This is a genomic window from Streptomyces sp. NPDC001315 (genome assembly GCF_042896175.1).
GTDB lineage: Bacteria > Actinomycetota > Actinomycetes > Streptomycetales > Streptomycetaceae > Streptomyces.
This window is the reverse complement of sequence record NZ_JBIAWZ010000003.1, coordinates 182574-199397: the sequence shown is the minus strand read 5'-3', so window position 1 is coordinate 199397 and position 16824 is coordinate 182574. Positions and strand designations below refer to the sequence as shown.

13 protein-coding genes are annotated in these 16824 nt (G+C 67.6%); 5 read left to right on the top strand and 8 right to left on the bottom strand.

Going from position 1 to position 16824, the window contains the following annotated elements; translation table 11 throughout:
* Positions 1-13: 13 nt before the first annotated feature.
* Complete coding sequence (locus ACFY16_RS11360; protein ID WP_390646859.1) at positions 14-2413, bottom strand: DUF6049 family protein; 2400 nt, start codon at positions 2411-2413, stop codon at positions 14-16.
* A gap of 258 nt (positions 2414-2671) precedes the next feature.
* Between ACFY16_RS11360 and ACFY16_RS11355 the strand changes: the two genes are divergently transcribed.
* Positions 2672-4114, top strand: a complete 1443-nt coding sequence (locus ACFY16_RS11355) for a CCA tRNA nucleotidyltransferase (protein ID WP_390646858.1) — start codon at positions 2672-2674, stop codon at positions 4112-4114.
* A gap of 113 nt (positions 4115-4227) precedes the next feature.
* Here ACFY16_RS11355 and ACFY16_RS11350 read toward each other — a convergent pair whose 3' ends face one another.
* The 4 genes from ACFY16_RS11350 to ACFY16_RS11335 form a co-directional block, all read right to left on the bottom strand.
* The gene (locus ACFY16_RS11350) at positions 4228-4731 is read right to left on the bottom strand and encodes a hypothetical protein (RefSeq protein WP_390646857.1); all 504 of its coding nucleotides are present in this window, start codon (positions 4729-4731) and stop codon (positions 4228-4230) included.
* Positions 4732-4848: 117 nt separating this feature from the next.
* Positions 4849-6111 (bottom strand): MFS transporter, encoded by a 1263-nt coding sequence (locus tag ACFY16_RS11345; protein WP_390646856.1) that lies wholly within the window; start codon positions 6109-6111, stop codon positions 4849-4851.
* 126 nt (positions 6112-6237) lie between these two features.
* Positions 6238-7320: an inositol-3-phosphate synthase gene (locus ACFY16_RS11340; protein WP_390646855.1), complete on the bottom strand. Its 1083-nt coding sequence runs from the start codon at positions 7318-7320 to the stop codon at positions 6238-6240.
* 43 nt (positions 7321-7363) lie between these two features.
* Positions 7364-8047: a helix-turn-helix transcriptional regulator gene (locus ACFY16_RS11335; RefSeq protein WP_390646854.1), complete on the bottom strand. Its 684-nt coding sequence runs from the start codon at positions 8045-8047 to the stop codon at positions 7364-7366.
* Positions 8048-8421: 374 nt separating this feature from the next.
* Between ACFY16_RS11335 and ACFY16_RS11330 the strand changes: the two genes are divergently transcribed.
* Together ACFY16_RS11330 and ACFY16_RS11325 are read left to right on the top strand one after the other, a co-directional pair.
* Positions 8422-11121 carry a transglycosylase domain-containing protein gene (locus tag ACFY16_RS11330; protein WP_390646853.1) on the top strand — a complete coding sequence of 900 codons (2700 nt, stop codon included), beginning with the start codon at positions 8422-8424 and terminating at the stop codon, positions 11119-11121.
* Positions 11122-11252: 131 nt separating this feature from the next.
* Positions 11253-12752 carry a glycosyltransferase family 87 protein gene (locus tag ACFY16_RS11325; RefSeq protein ID WP_390646852.1) on the top strand — a complete coding sequence of 500 codons (1500 nt, stop codon included), beginning with the start codon at positions 11253-11255 and terminating at the stop codon, positions 12750-12752.
* Between the two features lie 101 nt (positions 12753-12853).
* On the opposite strand, the gene ACFY16_RS11320 is transcribed toward ACFY16_RS11325, so the two are convergent.
* The 3 genes from ACFY16_RS11320 to ACFY16_RS11310 all read right to left on the bottom strand — a co-directional run bounded on the left by ACFY16_RS11320 (position 12854) and on the right by ACFY16_RS11310 (position 15563).
* On the bottom strand, positions 12854-13885 hold the full coding sequence (locus ACFY16_RS11320) for an alanine racemase (RefSeq protein WP_390646851.1): 1032 nt from the start codon (positions 13883-13885) through the stop codon (positions 12854-12856).
* A gap of 65 nt (positions 13886-13950) precedes the next feature.
* The gene (gene femX, locus ACFY16_RS11315; protein WP_390646850.1) at positions 13951-15072 is read right to left on the bottom strand and encodes a peptidoglycan bridge formation glycyltransferase FemX; all 1122 of its coding nucleotides are present in this window, start codon (positions 15070-15072) and stop codon (positions 13951-13953) included.
* 179 nt (positions 15073-15251) lie between these two features.
* Positions 15252-15563 carry a hypothetical protein gene (locus ACFY16_RS11310; protein ID WP_390646849.1) on the bottom strand — a complete coding sequence of 104 codons (312 nt, stop codon included), beginning with the start codon at positions 15561-15563 and terminating at the stop codon, positions 15252-15254.
* 284 nt (positions 15564-15847) lie between these two features.
* Between ACFY16_RS11310 and rpsF the strand changes: the two genes are divergently transcribed.
* Together rpsF and ACFY16_RS11300 are read left to right on the top strand one after the other, a co-directional pair.
* On the top strand, positions 15848-16138 hold the full coding sequence (gene rpsF, locus ACFY16_RS11305) for a 30S ribosomal protein S6 (protein ID WP_004950685.1): 291 nt from the start codon (positions 15848-15850) through the stop codon (positions 16136-16138).
* A gap of 77 nt (positions 16139-16215) precedes the next feature.
* A complete protein-coding gene (locus tag ACFY16_RS11300) occupies positions 16216-16806 on the top strand; it encodes a single-stranded DNA-binding protein (RefSeq protein WP_390646848.1) in 591 nt (196 codons plus the stop codon).
* Positions 16807-16824: the final 18 nt, after the last annotated feature.

Below are 16824 nucleotides of genomic sequence, written 5' to 3'. Positions count from 1 at the left end.
GGCCACGACATCCTCAACGGTCCACTCTCTCACCCGTGCCGGACGGGTCCGTGCTTTCCGCTGCGGTGTCCGGCGTCGGGTCACTCGGCTGCTCCGGGTCTTCTGCCCCGGACCGGGTGCCGGACTCTTCCTTGAGATGGTGCTCGGGGCCCTCGGGGTTCTCCGGGCCGTCCGTCGCCTCGCCGGCCTCGCCGCTCTCGTCGGGGCCGTTCTCCTCGTCCTCCCGGGCGGCCGCGCGCTTGCGCTGGGTGTACATCCGGAACCCGGCCAGGACCAGCAGCAGGACACCGCCGCCGATGACCAGCATCACCGTGGCCGTGATCTCCGTGACCTTCACATCGAAGGTCACCGGTGAGCCGTACTCCTGGCCGTCCTCCGTGTACAGCTGGGCGACCACCGTGGTCTGGCCGTTGACGTTGGCGGACGTGGTGAACTTCACCGTCTGGCTGTGCCCGCCGGATACCGCGATGGGCTGCTCGTCGTAGGCGTTGCCGCCGATCTTGAGGCGGGTCGGGTTGGTCGAGGTGAGCCGCAGAACCAGGTGGTCGGCGCCCTGAACCAGGTTGTTCTGCACGGTCACAGGGATCGTGGCGCTGCGGCCGGAGAGCTTGGTGTCGGACTTGTCGATCAGCTTGACCTGGCCGGTGAGCGTGTCGAGATAGGTCTCCACCTCCTGGCGGAAGGTGCTCGCCTCGGTCGCCCGGCCGCGCCACGACGTGGACATCTCACGGTTCAGGGCTCGCCCGAAGGGGGTCACGACACGGGACTCGTCGGTGAGGATCACCTGGAAGTTGTCGAGTTTGTCCTGCGTGTTCGCGATCTGCTCGAAGGCCGACCGCGGCAGCTCCTTCTTGCGCAGCGAGGAGGGGTACTTCGACGCCGACGGGATCTTTGTGGTGGCACCCGGATCCGGCTTGGCCTTGGCGGCCGCCGTGAGCCCCTGGGACTGGGACCAGTTCCCGCCCTGGAGGGCGGTCAGCGCCTCGGCCATCACCCGGGCCTGGCTTGCGGTCGGCATGCGCTGCGGGGCTACGACGATACTGCGCTGATTGTCCGTCTGGAGGTTGAGCGTGAGGCTCTGGGCGAGGAACTGCTGCACGGCGAGCGTGGAGTCCGTGGCCTTCGTCAGATCGCCCTGGAAGGCAGTGGACAGCCGCGCGTCCGCGACCACCGCCGTGGTGCCGCCCCCGATCGGGCGGGCTGCCGAGGGCGTGTAGGACAGGCCACCGGTCTCCACCAGGCTGTCGCTGCGCGCGATCACCTTGTCGGCGCCCGCGGAGGTGGCCACCTTGACGATCGAGGGGTCGACGGCGCCCTCCACGGGCCAGGCGAAGTCCGTGGTCGGTGTCACGTGGAGAATCGGCTCCACCGTGTTGGCGACGACGTCGGAGGCCGCCTTGAGGTGGCTGAGCGAGCCGGTGACGCTCGTGCCGTTGTGGGCGAGGGAGGCCAGGTCCGGGTCGGCGAAGGGCAGGGCCACGACCTCCTTGTCGGCCACCGCTTTCTGCAGTTCCGCGAGCCACTGCTTGGCGACCGCCTGGTGGGTGCCCGCCGTGGTGGTGTCTCCCGCGCCCCGGACCCGGTAGCTGCGCGTCATCGCGTCGACGGACGCGAGCAGGTCCGGGTCGATCACCCATGTGACGTCGAGGTTCTTCCCCAGGGACAGGAGCTGGTCGAGACGGCCACCGGGGGAGATCTCCTTGGCCAGGTCGTCGTTGAGGAAGACAGGCGTCTGCTGCTCGTTCGAGCCGGTCTCCGCCGTCATGTGGACGGTCGAGATGAGCGGCCACAGGACGGTCGTCTTCGTCCTCGTGTCCGCCTCGTCCGGCTGCCACGGCAGGAACGTCCGCTGGATTCCCAGCACCTGTTCCCACGGTTGTGCGGCCGTCTGCCCGGAGAGCGAGACGCTGAGGGGATAGACGCCGTCCTCGCCGAGGTCCAGCTTGTCGACCGGTACGGAGATGCTGAAGTGCTCCGCGACACCGGGCGTGAGCTTGGCGAACTCCTCGACGTACTCACCGCCGATCTCCGAGCCGTCCGTGCCGGGGATGTATCCGGTGCGTTCGGCGGCGGTGTCGATCGCCGAGCGGGTGGTCAGTACCGACCCCACCCGCACGTCGACATGGGCGTCGCTGACCGTCTGCTTGCCGTTGTTCGTCACCGTGCCGGAGACGGTCACGGTGTCTCCGTCGGTGGGCACGGACGGGGTGAGTGTGTCCAGGGAGACTGACACCGTGCGGGAGCCTGAGGCAGCCTGCGCGGAGTCCTGCCCGGCTGCCTGCGCGCTCGGGGCGGCGGGCAGCTGGAGCAGACCGGCCAACAGAGGCGCACCGGCAAGCAGCGCTCCGGTGCGCCGCAGCCACCGGCGGGCAGGTGAGGGAGTCATCCCCTGGAAGTCTGCCGCCTCGGCCACGCGCTCGCCCGTCCCTCGTCGTCGTCAGTGGTCGTCGGAATGTGCGTCCACGCATGGTAACGATGCCCGCTGAGGGGAAGTGCCGCGGACTGCTCCACAAGATCGGAGGACATCGGCGGGCCGCCCCGTATATGCCCGTATAAAGAGGAGCGGCGATGTACGTCACAAGGGCAGATGTTGTGGATGTATCCATGCATATGTCCGTGCGCGCTTAATGGAGGCGCTCCCGGCCGTCTCGGCCACGTACCCTCTTCTGTTGTGCCGAACGCCAACGAAGACACCTCCAGTGCCCTGAGCCAGGTGCAGCACCGCGCGGTCAGTGAGCTGCTGCGGGTCGCCCCTGTCGCCGACGACCTCGCCCGCCGCTTCCAGGAGGCCGGGTTCTCGCTCGCCCTGGTCGGCGGTTCGGTCCGGGACGCGCTGCTCGGCCGACTCGGCAACGACCTGGACTTCACGACCGACGCCCGCCCCGAGGACGTACTGAAGATCGTGCGGCCGTGGGCGGACGCCCTCTGGGAGGTCGGGATCGCCTTCGGCACGGTCGGGGCGCAGAAGGACGGCTATCAGATCGAGGTGACCACCTACCGCTCCGAGGCGTACGACCGGACCTCGCGCAAGCCCGAGGTCTCGTACGGCGACTCCATCGAGGAGGACCTCGTCCGGCGCGACTTCACGGTGAACGCGATGGCTGTGGCGCTGCCGGCCAAGGAGTTCATCGACCCGCACGGCGGGCGCGAGGATCTCGCCGCACGAGTGCTGCGCACCCCCGGCACCCCGGAGGACTCCTTCTCCGACGACCCGCTGCGGATGATGCGGGCCGCGCGTTTCGCCGCCCAGCTCGACTTCGAGGTCGCCCCCGAGGTCGTCACCGCCATGAAGGAGATGGCCGGCCGCATCGAGATCGTCTCGGCGGAGCGGGTGCGGGACGAGCTGAACAAGCTGATCCTTTCCGCCCACCCGCGCAAGGGACTGAGCCTGCTCGTCGACACCGGCCTGGCCGACCACGTGCTCCCCGAGCTGCCCGCGCTGCGCCTGGAGAGTGACGAGCACCACCGGCACAAGGACGTCTACGAGCACACGCTGATCGTCCTTGAGCAGGCGATCGCGCTGGAGGAGAACGGATCCGACCTCACCCTCCGTCTGGCCGCGCTGCTGCACGACATCGGCAAGCCACGCACGCGCCGCTTCGAGAAGGACGGCCGGGTCTCGTTCCACCACCACGAAGTGGTCGGGGCGAAGATGACCAAGAAGCGCATGACGGCACTCAAGTACTCCAACGAGCTGGTGAAGGACGTCTCGCGTCTGGTCGAACTCCACCTGCGCTTCCACGGCTACGGCACCGGCGAGTGGACGGATTCCGCCGTCCGCCGCTATGTCCGTGACGGGGGCCCCCTCCTCGACCGCCTCCACAAGCTGACCCGCTCGGACTGCACCACGCGCAACAAGCGCAGGGCGGCCGCGCTCTCGCGGGCGTACGACGGTCTGGAGGAGCGCATCGCACAGCTGAAGGAGCAGGAGGAGCTGGATTCCATCCGGCCCGACCTCGACGGCAACCAGATCATGGAGATCCTGGGCGTCGGCCCGGGCCCGGCTGTCGGCCAGGCCTACAAGCACCTCCTGGAGCTCCGGCTCGAGAACGGGCCGATGGAACACGACGCGGCGGTGGCGGCACTCAAGGAGTGGTGGGCCGAGCAGAGCTGAGAGCACGTGAAACGGGGGGCATGTTTCACGTGAAACATGCCCCCCGTTTCACAGACGTCAGGGGCGGTGTTTCACGTGAAACACCGCCCCTGACATCTGTACCGAGCTAGGCCTTACTTGACTTCCTTGAGGCAGAGCACCACGTCGTGGGCGTTGCCGGACTGGACGTAGTAGATCGTCGCGTCCGTGACGGTCTCGCACTTGGTGTCGTCACTGGTGTCGTCAAACTTCTCTACGACCTTGTACTGGGCGTCACCGGAAGAGCAGTCGACCTCGTTGAGGTCGGCGTCGGAGTCCGTGCCGTCGTTGTGCATGCACGCGCCGACCGAGGTCGTCTCCGCGTCACTGCGGCTGAAGAACCAGCCCAGCCCCCACGCCCCGCCGAACTTCACGAGGGCGATGATGATGGCAACAAGGACACCGGCTATGACGCGCAGCGGCTTCTTGCCCCCGCGCTTGGCCGGAGCCGGGGGCGGGGGAACCGGAGCCCCCTGAGCGGGGAACGGGGCATACGGAGCGCCCTGCGGCGGAACCCCAGGCTGGACCGCCTGCTGCCCCGCAGGCGGGGGAGGCGTCTGGGCGTACGGGTTCTGGCCGTGGGGCGGCGGAGTAGTCACGTTGGGGGTCCCCCTAGAACATGGATGCGCTTGGCGCGAAGTAAGACGCACGTAAGTTATCGGGCCCCACTGGCCACTTTGCTCTCTCGAGGGCACTCTGTGGCTTTGATGTGACACTTACTGGAGCTCAAAGCGGGCCATAGTCATAGCAACCACTCCGTAGACCACGGCCACGAAGACCACCAGCGGTACCGAGCGGCCGTCCGGCGGCAGCATCACGGCGGCCACCGCGGCGGCGCCGACAAAGGCGACGTTGAACAGAACGTCGTACACGGAGAAGATCCGGCCACGGAAGCCGTCTTCGACCGAGGACTGCACCACTGTGTCCGTGGCGATCTTCGCGCCCTGGGTGATGAGCCCCAGGACGAATGCCGCGGCGAACATGGGGGCTTCGGCGAAGGGCAGGCTCAGAGTGAGCACCAGAACAGCGGCGGACGCGGAGCAGACGACGATCCAGCGGCCCGGCCCCAGCCGCCCTGCCGCAGACGGTGTCACCACGGCCGCCGCGAAGAAACCCGCTCCCGAGACGCCCACGGCCACCCCCAGCAGCGCCAGTCCCTCGTCCGAACCGGACGACCAGCCGTACCGACAGAGCATCAGGACCATGACGGTCAGGGCGCCGTAGCAGAACCGCATCAGCGTCATCGAAGCCAGCGCCCAGGCAGCCTCCCTTCTGCTCGGCTCGGCGAGATGCCGTACCCCGGCCGCAAGGCCCCGCGCGGTACCGTCCAGCGCCGCCATCAGCCGTGGCCGTACCAGTGCGCGGTCGGGACCCAGCAGTTCCGGCGCCATGCGCAGGGACGCGAGGGCCGCGCACAGGTACAGCGCGGCGCCCAGCAGCACCACGGCGGCGTCGGTGTCGGCGACCACTAGCCGTACGACGAAGGCGAGGCCGCCGCCCGCGGTCGCGGCAAGCGTTCCGGCGGTCGGGGAGAGGGAGTTGGCCATCACGAGGCGCTCGGTGTCGACCACCCGGGGCAGCGCTGCGGAGAGTCCCGCGAGGACGAAGCGGTTGACGGCGGTGACACACAGGGCGGAGACGTAGAAGAGCCAGTCCGGGACGTGACTGATCATCAGGGCAGCTGTCACCGCGGCCAGCAGGGCGCGCAGCAGATTGCCGTACAGAAAGACCTGACGACGGCGCCAGCGGTCCAGCAGGACGCCGGCGAAGGGGCCCACCAGGGAGTACGGCAGCAGCAGCACCGCCATCGCGGAGGCGATCGCGGTGGCTGAGGTCTGCTTCTCCGGCGAGAACACGACGTACGTGGCGAGACCCACCTGATAGACGCCGTCGGCGCCCTGGGAGAGCAGCCTTACGCCCAGCAGACGCCGGAAGTTCCGGAAGCGCAGCAGAACACGCAGATCGCGGACGACGGACATGGGGCACAGCCTCACACATGCGGAGGGTCCCCGGGTCATCGACCCGGGGACCCTCAACCGCCCTGGCAGGAGCAGTGTCAGCGCTGTGGCGCTCGGTCTCGCCGGCCCCACAGCGGCTGTGTCTCGCTAGCGCTCGACCTCGCCCTTGATGAACTTCTCGACGTTGGCGAAGGCCTCGTCGTCGAAGTACTGGACCGGCGGGGACTTCATGAAGTACGAGGAAGCCGACAGGATCGGACCGCCGATGCCGCGGTCCTTGGCGATCTTCGCGGCGCGCAGGGCGTCGATGATGACACCCGCGGAGTTCGGGGAGTCCCAGACCTCGAGCTTGTACTCCAGGTTCAGCGGAACGTCACCGAAGGCACGGCCCTCGAGGCGGACGTACGCCCACTTACGGTCGTCGAGCCACTGCACGTAGTCCGAGGGACCGATGTGGACGTTCTTCTCGCCCAGGTCACGGTCGGGGATCTGCGAGGTGACGGCCTGCGTCTTCGAGATCTTCTTCGACTCGAGGCGGTCGCGCTCCAGCATGTTCTTGAAGTCCATGTTGCCGCCCACGTTGAGCTGCATGGTGCGCTCGAGACGGACACCGCGGTCCTCGAACAGCTTCGCCATCACACGGTGCGTGATGGTCGCGCCGACCTGCGACTTGATGTCGTCGCCGACGATCGGGACGCCCGCCTCGGTGAACTTGTCCGCCCACTCCTTGGTGCCGGCGATGAAGACCGGGAGGGCGTTGACGAAGGCGACCTTGGCGTCGATGGCGCACTGGGCGTAGAACTTCGCCGCGTCCTCGGAACCGACGGGCAGGTAGCAGACGAGGACGTCGACCTGCTTGTCCTTGAGGACCTGGACGACGTCGACCGGAGCCTCGGCCGACTCCTCGATGGTCTGGCGGTAGTACTTGCCGAGACCGTCCAGGGTGTGGCCGCGCTGGACCGTGACGCCCTTGTTCGGGACGTCGCAGATCTTGATGGTGTTGTTCTCGCTGGCGCCGATGGCGTCGGAGAGGTCGAGACCGACCTTCTTCGCGTCGACGTCGAACGCGGCGACGAACTCGACGTCACCGACGTGGTAGTCGCCGAACTGCACGTGCATCAGGCCCGGGACCTTGGACGCCGGGTCGGCGTCCTTGTAGTACTCGACGCCCTGCACCAGCGAGGCGGCGCAGTTGCCCACGCCGACGATGGCTACGCGAACCGAACCCATTCCGGTTGCTCCCTGTGTGTACGAGTGAGGCCCTGAGTGGGACTCACGTGGTGGTGTCGTCGGGCGTATCCGGCCGGGGGCCGTCCCCCGGCCGGGGCAGGCCGCCCGGCGCTCCAGATGTCGTGTCCTGCTGAGCGAGCCCCCCGGAGGCGGAACCTTTCAGGTCCCGCCCGGCCCGCTCGCTCTCGATGAGCTCGTTCAGCCAGCGCACTTCGCGCTCCACGGACTCCATTCCGTGGCGCTGGAGCTCAAGCGTGTAGTCGTCGAGGCGCTCCCGGGTGCGCGCCAGGGAGGCGCGCATCTTCTCCAGACGCTCCTCCAGCCGGCTGCGGCGGCCCTCCAGTACGCGCATGCGTACGTCGCGCGACGTCTGCCCGAAGAAGGCGAAGCGAGCGGCGAAGTGCTCGTCCTCGTACGCGTCGGGTCCCGTCTGCGAGAGCAGCTCCTCGAAGTGCTCCTTACCTTCCGCCGTCAACCGATAGACGATCTTGGCGCGACGCCCCGCGAGTGGAGCGGCGAGGGCGTCCTCGGGAGCGTTCCCCGTCTCCTCGATCAACCAGCCGTTGGCGACCAGCGTCTTGAGGCAGGGGTACAGCGTCCCGTAGCTGAACGCACGGAACACACCCAGTGACGTATTGAGTCGTTTGCGCAGCTCATAGCCGTGCTTCGGAGACTCGCGGAGCAGGCCGAGTACGGCGAACTCGAGGATCCCGGAACGCCGGCTCATCGTCGCCTCCTCTCTGCCGCGGACGGTCCGTGACGGTCTTTATGTCGAGCTGATGTATCGACTCGATACATCATGACGATAGAACGGCCTTCCGTATGCGACAAGAGGGGAGAAGGTGAACGGGATCACATCACCGATTCGTTGGAAGCGAGTTGCCTGATTTGGGGTGAACTTCGGGGCCCGGCAGGTTTTGGCGGTGCGTAGTCTGTCCGCCATGCACACCACCGGGAACCGAGTGACGCCTGGGGACGTCCTTGTCCTCGGTGCAGTACGGGTGAATGCGCGACCGACCACATCCGTACTTCGGGGGGACCGGAAACCAGCCGCCGTTTCCAGGCGCGCAAGGGTGCGCCTGCCCGAGGAGTAATCGTTCGATGAGCGAGCACCGCCGCAAACCGCCGCAGCCGCAGGGAGGCGGACGTGCCGCGGCCCGACGCGGCCAGTCCGGCTCGTCCTCCGGCCGCCGTGCGGCACCGCGAGGCGCCACCGGGTCTCTGTCCGATTCGTACGGGTCGGGTTCCTATGAGCCGGGAGCCGAGGATCCGTCGTACGGCGGCCGCGCCGAGGCCAGGCGTGCGGCACAGAGAGGTGGCGGCCGCCGTAGAGCGGCCGAGAACGGAACCGGCGGCCGCCGCGGCGGCCCCGGCGGCCCGAACGGTCCCGGACGGGGCAGAGGGCGCGCGACTGCCTCCGGCAAGAAGCGCCTCATCGACTACCCGCGCGCCGGCAAGTACGGGTGGCGCCGCTGGGTGCCGTCCTGGAAGCTCGTCTCCGGCCTGTGTATCGGCTTCATCGGCAGCCTGGTGGCTGTCGCGGGCATCGGGTACGCCATGGTGAGCGTCCCGAACGTCGCGGATACCGCGGAGGCCCAGAACAACGTCTACTACTGGTCCGACAACAGCCAGATGGTCGCCACGGGCGGTGAGACCAACCGCCAGATCATCAACCTGTCGCAGATCCCCAAGGCGATGCAGTACGCCGTGGTGTCGCAGGAGAACAAGACCTTCTACACCGACAGCGGCATCGACCCCAAGGGCATCGCCCGCGCCGTGCTGAACATGGCCAGGGGCGGCGAGACGCAGGGTGGCTCCACCATCACCCAGCAGTACGTGAAGAACGCGCGGCTGGACGACCAGTCGCAGACCGTCACGCGTAAGTTCAAGGAGATCTTCATCTCCATAAAGGTCGGGGCCACTGTCAAGAAGGACGACATCATGGCCGGCTACCTGAACTCCGCGTACTACGGGCGCAACGCCTACGGGATCCAGGCAGCGGCCCGCGCGTACTTCAACAAGGACGCCATCAAGCTGAACCCGGGCGAGTGCGCCTTCCTGGCGGCGATGCTCAAGGGCGCCACGTACTACGACCCCGCCGGCGCGACCACCTTCGACTCGTCCGCCACAGCCACGGCCAACAGCAGGCGGGCCCTGCTCCAGATGCAGGACACCCTCGACAAGATGGTCGAGTACGGCCATCTGAGCGCCACGGAGCGGGCCAAGTACACCACGCTGCCCAACTGGAAGAACCCGCGGTCGAACACCGAGCTGAGCGGCCAGATCGGCTACCTCGTCGACCTCGCCAACAGCTACGTGGTCACCCACAGCAAAGAGACCGGGATCACCCAGGACAAGCTGACGCAGGGCGGCTACTCCATCTACACGACCTTCGACAAGAAGAAGGTCAACGAACTCGAAGCAGCCGTCACGAAGGTCCGAAAGGCGAAGATCAAGCCCAAGGAGCGCCCGGAGGACACGTTCGTCCAGTTCGGCGGGGCCTCCGTGGATCCGGCGTCCGGCGCCATCAAGGCCATCTACGGCGGTGAGGACGCGACCAAGCACTTCACCAACAACGCCGACGCGACCGGTGCCCAGGTCGGTTCGACGTTCAAGCCGTTCGTGCTCGCCGCGGCCATGAAATGGGGTGTGCGCGATCCTGACGGCCCCGAGGAGCAGGCGCAGGACGAGCGCACCATCGTCTCCCCGAAGAGCCTGTTCAGTGGCAAGAACAAGCTGAAGATCGAGGACTACAAGGGTGATGTATGGAAGAACGAGAAGGGCGAGGAGTGGCTGCAGACCAATGACGACCACTACTCGTACGGCTCCGCGCCCAAGTACAACATCGACCTCCGCGAGGCGATGAGGGAGTCGGTGAACTCCGCCTTCGTCCAGCTCGGCATGGACGTCGGTCTGGACAAGGTGAAGGAGTCGGCCGTCGACGCAGGCCTGCTCGAAAGCAGCCTGACCGGCACCAGCTACCCGTCGTTCTCCATCGGTATCTCCGACCCGAGCGCGATCCGCATGGCGGGCGCGTACGCCACCTTCGCGGCCAGCGGCGAGCAGCGCGACCCGTACTCCGTCGAGAAGGTCACCAGCAAGGACGGCGTGGTCTTCGCGCACAAGGTCCAGACGAAGCAGGCCTTCACCGCGAAGGTCGCGGACAACGTCACGGACGTCCTGAAGACCGTGGTCGAGAAGGGTACGGGTACTGCCGCCCAGCTCACCGGGCGGGAGGTGGCCGGCAAGACCGGTACCACCGACGGCAACAAGTCCGCCTGGTTCGTGGGCTACACGCCTCAGCTGTCCACGTCGATCGCCATGTTCCGCCTGGACGACGACGAGACCAAGAAGAACCGCACGTTCCTCGAGATGTACGGAACGGGCGGTCAGAAGAAGATCCACGGTGCCTCGTTCCCGGCCCAGATCTGGCACGACTACATGGAAGAGGCGCTGAAGGGCGAGAAGGCACAGCGGTTCCCGGCCCCCGAGTCCATCGGTGAGGTCGTGAACGAGGAGCCGTCGCCGACTCCCACGCCGTCGGCCAGCGAGACCGAGGAGGCCAGCCCGACACCGAGTCCCACGCCCTCGGAGACGCTGACCAGCCCCTCGCCTTCGGCGAGTAACACCTGCGGGAACTTCGGCTGGAACTGCAGCAATGGCGGTACCGGCACGGGCGGCACGGACGGCGGCAGCACCGACGGTGGTGTGACCTCGTCACCGACGGCCACGGAGACGAGTGGCAACACCAGAGGCAACGCCAACGGCAACGGAGGCCTCTTCGGAGGCTCAACCGGATAGTCGCCTTATCCCCTGCCATGGGTGTTTCACGTGAAACGCCCGGATGTTTCACGTGAAACGAGGACCGCCGCACCGGCCCAGGTGCGGCGGTCCTCGGCGTATTCCTAGGTGCGTACGGCAGGATGTGCCTCATGCCCAGTGCAGAATCGACGCCGACGAGCGTGCACGAGCCCGATCCGGTGCGGCCGACCAGGGACGACGAGGTCGCCGCGGCGGGCAGCGAGCTGATCGGCGGTCCCCTCGGACGGCATGCCCTGCTCGGGACGTCCTGGTGGACTCCCGTACGAGTCGTCGCGCTCGTGGCGATCGGCATGTTCGCCCTCGGTCTGGTCCAGAAGGCACCCTGCTACAACGGCGGCTGGTTCTTCGGTGCCAGTTCCCAGTACACGCATGCGTGCTACTCGGACATCCCGCACCTCTACCAGGGACGCGGGTTCGCCGACGGGCTCGTGCCGTACTTCGACAAGCTCTCCGGCGACATGCAGTACCTCGAGTACCCGGTGCTGACCGGTGTGTTCATGGAGGTGGCCGCCTGGCTGACGCCCGGCAGCGGAACCATCCAGCACCAGGAGCAGTGGTACTGGATGGTCAACGCCGGGATGCTCATGGTCTGCGCGGCCGTCATCGTGGTCTGCGTCTCCCGTACGCACGCCCGTCGCCCCTGGGACGGCCTGCTGGTCGCCCTGGCGCCCGCCTTTGTGTTGACCGCGACCATCAACTGGGACTTGCTGGCGGTGGCCCTGACGGCCGCGGCGATGCTGATGTGGTCACGGAGCCGCTCCCTCGCCTTCGGCGTCCTGCTGGGGCTCGCGACGGCGGCCAAGCTCTATCCCGTCTTCCTGCTGGGGCCGCTGTTCCTGTTGTGCTGGCGCGCGGGCAAGTGGCGGGACTTCGGCAAGGCCCTGGGCGGCGCGGTCGTCTCCTGGCTCGTGGTGAACCTGCCGGTGATGCTCTTCGCCTTCGAGGGCTGGTCGAAGTTCTACACATTCAGCCAGGAGCGAGGCGTCGACTTCGGTTCCTTCTGGCTGATCATGGCGCAGAACTCGACCAATCCGCTCAGCACCGACACGGTCAACACCCTGGCCACGGTCCTGATGTTGCTCTGCTGCGGGGGCATCACGGCGCTGACCTTCACCGCCCCGCGCAGGCCGCGCTTCGCCCAGCTGGCCTTCCTGATCGTCGCGGCGTTCATTCTCACCAACAAGGTGTACTCCCCGCAGTACGTCCTGTGGCTGGTGCCACTGGCCGTGCTGGCCCGACCGAAGTGGCGGGACTTCCTGATCTGGCAGGCATGCGAGGTGGCGTACTACCTGGGGATCTGGATGTACCTTGCGTACACGACCAGCGGAGACGCCCACAAGGGACTGCCGACCGACGGTTACCACTGGGCCATCGGCCTGCACCTGCTGGGGACGCTGTACCTGTGCGTCGTGGTCGTACGGGACATCTTCATGCCGGAGCGGGACGTGGTGCGCCGGGCAGGCGACGACGACCCCTCGGGCGGGGTGCTCGACGGCGCGGAGGACGTGTTCGTTCTCGGCCCGGCGGCCCATCCGCCGCGGCACGCGGCCTACTTCGACGGGCCGCAGGTGGAGTGGGGCAAGCAGCGGCCCGGCGAAAGTTCGCTCTGAGCGAACAAGATGTCAGGCGAGGCATGCGAAAGGCCGGACACGGAGTTTCCGTGTCCGGCCTTTCGGCGTTGCCGTACCGCTCAGGGGCTTACCCGCGCCGGTCAGCGGTCCATGATCCGGTCGAACTGCGTGGTGGTGTGCCGCAGATGGGCCACCAGCTCCTCGCCGACCCTCGGCTCCGGGGCGTCCGCGGGCACGAACAGGATGGAGACCTGCATGTGCGGCGGCTCGGCGAACCAGCGCTGCTTGCCGCCCCAGACGAACGGTGAAAGGTTCCGGTTCACCGTGGCGAGGCCGGCGCGGGCGACGCCCTTGGCGCGCGGCATGACGCCGTGCAGGGCCTTGGGGGCCTCCAGACCCACCCCGTGCGACGTACCGCCCGCCACGACCACCAGGTAGCCGTCCGAGGCCGCCTTCTGCTGCCGGTAGCCGAACCGGTCGCCCTTGGAGACGCGCGTGACGTCCAGGATGGCGCCTCGGTACTCGGTGGCCTCGTGGTCCCCCAGCCACAGTCGCGTGCCGATGCGGGCACGGAAGCGGGTCTGCGGGAACTGCTGCTGCAGCCGGGCGAGTTCCTCCGCCTTGAGGTGGCTGACGAACATCGTGTGCAGCGGCAGCCGGGCCGCGCGCAGCCGGTCCATCCAGCCGATGACCTCCTCGACGGCGTCCGAGCCGTCGGTGCGGTCCAGCGGCAGATGGATCGCGAAGCCCTCGAGGCGGACGTTCTCGATGGCGGAGTGCAGCTGGGCCAGGTCCTGTTCACTGATGCCGTGGCGCTTCATCGACGACATCACCTCGATGACCACCCGGGCGCCGACCAGGCCGTACACGCCGTCGATCGACGACACCGAGCGGATCACGCGGTCGGGCAGCGGTACGGGCTCCTCGCCGCGCCGGTACGGCGTCAGCACCAGCAGATCACCGCCGAAGAAGTCCTTGATGCGCGCGGCCTCGTACGTCGTGCCGACGGCCAGGACGTCCGAGCCGAGCCGCGTGGCCTCCTCCGCCAGCCGCTCATGGCCGAAGCCGTAGCCGTTGCCCTTGCAGACCGGGACGAGCCCCGGGAACTGCTCCTGCACGTGCTTGTGGTGCGCCCGCCAGCGCGCGGTGTCGACGTAGAGGGTGAGCGCCATGGCCGGACCTGGAACCTTTCTCGTGGCTGCGGTGTATCAGAGGTATGGAAGCACTGAACGCGACGTCAGCGGCGCGACATGTAGATGTCGAGCGCCTTGTGGAGCAGCTTGTTCAGCGGGAAGTCCCACTCGCCGAGGTATTCGGCGGCCTGCCCGCCCGTGCCGACCTTGAACTGGATCAGGCCGAAGAGGTGGTCGGTCTCGTCCAGCGAGTCGGAGATTCCGCGCAGGTCGTAGACGGTGGCGCCGAGCGCGTAGGCGTCGCGCAGCATCCGCCACTGCATCGCGTTGGAGGGGCGGAATTCACGGCCGATGTTGTCGGAGGCGCCGTAGGAGTACCAGACGTGGCCGCCGACGATCAGCATCGTGGCCGCCGACAGGTTCACGCCGTTGTGCCGGGCGAAGTACAACCGCATGCGGTTGGGGTCCTCGGTGTTGAGGGCAGTCCACATGCGCTGGAAGTACGACAGCGGGCGGGGCCGGAAGTGGTCGCGCACGGCTGTGATCTCGTACAGCCGCTGCCACTCCTCCAGGTCGTGATAGCCGCCCTGGACGACCTCGACACCGGCCTTCTCGGCCTTCTTGATGTTGCGGCGCCACAGCTGGTTGAAGTTCTTGTGAACCTCTTCCAGGGAGCGGTTGGCCAGCGGCACCTGGTAGACGTAGCGGGGCTGCACGTCGCCGAACCCGGCGCCGCCGTCCTCGCCCTGCTGCCAGCCCATGCGGCGCAGCTTGTCGGCCACCTCGAAGGCACGTGGCTCGATGAAGTCAGCCTCGATGTCGCGCAGCCGCTTCACGTCCGGGTTCTGGATGCCGGCCTTGATGGATGCGGCCTCCCAGCGCCGGATGATCACCGGCGGCCCCATCTTCACGGAGAAGGCGCCCTGCTGCTTGAGGTGCGCGAGCATCGGTTCCAGCCAGTCGGTGAGATTCGGCGCGAACCAGTTGATGACCGGGCCCTCGGGCAGATAGGCCAGGTAGCGCTTGATCTTGGGGAGCTGCCGGTAGAGGACCAGGCCCGCGCCGACCATCTCGCCGGTGCGGTCGTCGAACCAGCCGAGGTTCTCGGAGCGCCACTCCGCCTTCACGTCCGCCCAGGCCGGAACCTGCATGTGACTCGCCGACGGCAGACTCTGGATGTATGCCAGATGCTGCTCGCGACTGATGGTCCTCAGGGTCAGGCTCATTCGGGGCGCTCCTCGGGCTGGTGTGTCCCCATGGGTACAGGGGCTCCGGCTCTCGCGCCGAAGCCTACTGCGCCTTGCGAGCGGCCCGACTGGGCACATGGAAGCCCCGCCCCGGCCCGGAGAGCGGCCGGGGCGATACGCGGTGCTTTACGCGGTGTTCGAGGATGCTTCGACGGGGCTCAGAAGAGTCCGCCGAAGAGTCCGCCGTTTGCCATGCCGAGGAAGAACCCGATGGCTGAGGCACCGAGGCCCAGGATCAGCCCGAAGCGCTCGCGGGTCGTCTCGGAGATCCACTGCCCGTAGGCGCCGGTGAAGATGCCCACCAGGCCGGCCCAGGAGCTGAGCAAGTGCAGGTTGTGGAACATCGCCGAGACGAAAGCCGTGATGCCCAGCACCAAGGTCACTGCGAGCAGCGTGTCCTGGAGCGGGTGGGGTTTTCCGTCCGTGGCGAAAAGGCCGCCGGCGGTGTTGGGTCGCAATGCCTGTGTCATGGGGCACCTCCTGCGGAAGGCGGCGCATCGTAGCGCCGCACACACCCGATGTGTACAGATTGACGGTCTCCACGGCCGGATTTCAACCGGAAGCGGGTGTGCAGGTAGTCTGTAGCGTCTGCACCGGTGTCTGCCCAGGCAGAGCCAGGGGTCCGCCCAGGCCAACCGGGACGTCGTCAGTCGACCCCCGATTGTCAGTGGCGGACGATACCGTTGCGTACGCATCACAACCCTCCTGCCACGGAACGACCGTGGCCGCTGAGTCCAAAGGAGGTGGGTTACACATGCGTCACTACGAGGTGATGGTCATCCTCGACCCCGATCTCGAGGAGCGCGCTGTCTCCCCGCTGATCGAGAACTTCCTCTCCGTCGTCCGTGAGGGCAACGGCAAGGTGGAGAAGGTCGACACCTGGGGCCGTCGTCGTCTCGCGTACGAGATCAAGAAGAAGCCCGAGGGCATCTACTCGGTCATCGACCTGCAGGCCGAGCCTGCGGTCGTCAAGGAGCTCGACCGCCAGATGAACCTGAACGAGTCGGTCCTCCGGACCAAGGTCCTCCGCCCCGAGACCCACTGAGCTCTTCCGCTCAGCTGATCTCGGGATTCGAGTAGCAGCACCAGCAGCCAGCAGCAAACCCGCCGAGAGGTTCCCCCATGGCAGGCGAGACCGTCATCACGGTCATCGGCAATCTTGTCGATGACCCCGAGCTGCGCTTCACCCCGTCCGGTGCGGCGGTCGCGAAGTTCCGCGTCGCGTCGACCCCCCGCACCTTCGACCGCCAGACGAACGAGTGGAAGGACGGCGAAAGCCTCTTTCTGACCTGCTCGGTCTGGCGTCAGGCGGCGGAGAACGTCGCCGAGTCGCTCCAGCGAGGCATGCGCGTCGTCGTGCAGGGCCGGCTGAAGCAGCGGTCCTACGAGGACCGCGACGGCGTCAAGCGCACGGTCTACGAGCTGGATGTCGAGGAAGTCGGCCCCAGCCTGCGCAACGCCACGGCCAAGGTCACCAAGACCGCCGGCCGCGGTGGTCAGGGCGGCCAGGGCGGTTACGGCGGCGGTGGCGGCCAGGGTGGCGGCGGCTGGGGCGGTGGCCCCGGTGGCGGCCAGCAGGGCGGCGGCGCTCCTGCCGACGACCCGTGGGCTTCCGGCGCTCCCGCCGGCGGCCAGCAGGGCAGCGGCGGTGGCGGCGGCTGGGGTGGAAACTCCGGCGGCGGTGGCGGCTACTCGGACGAACCCCCCTTCTAGGCCTACGGGCAGGGCCCT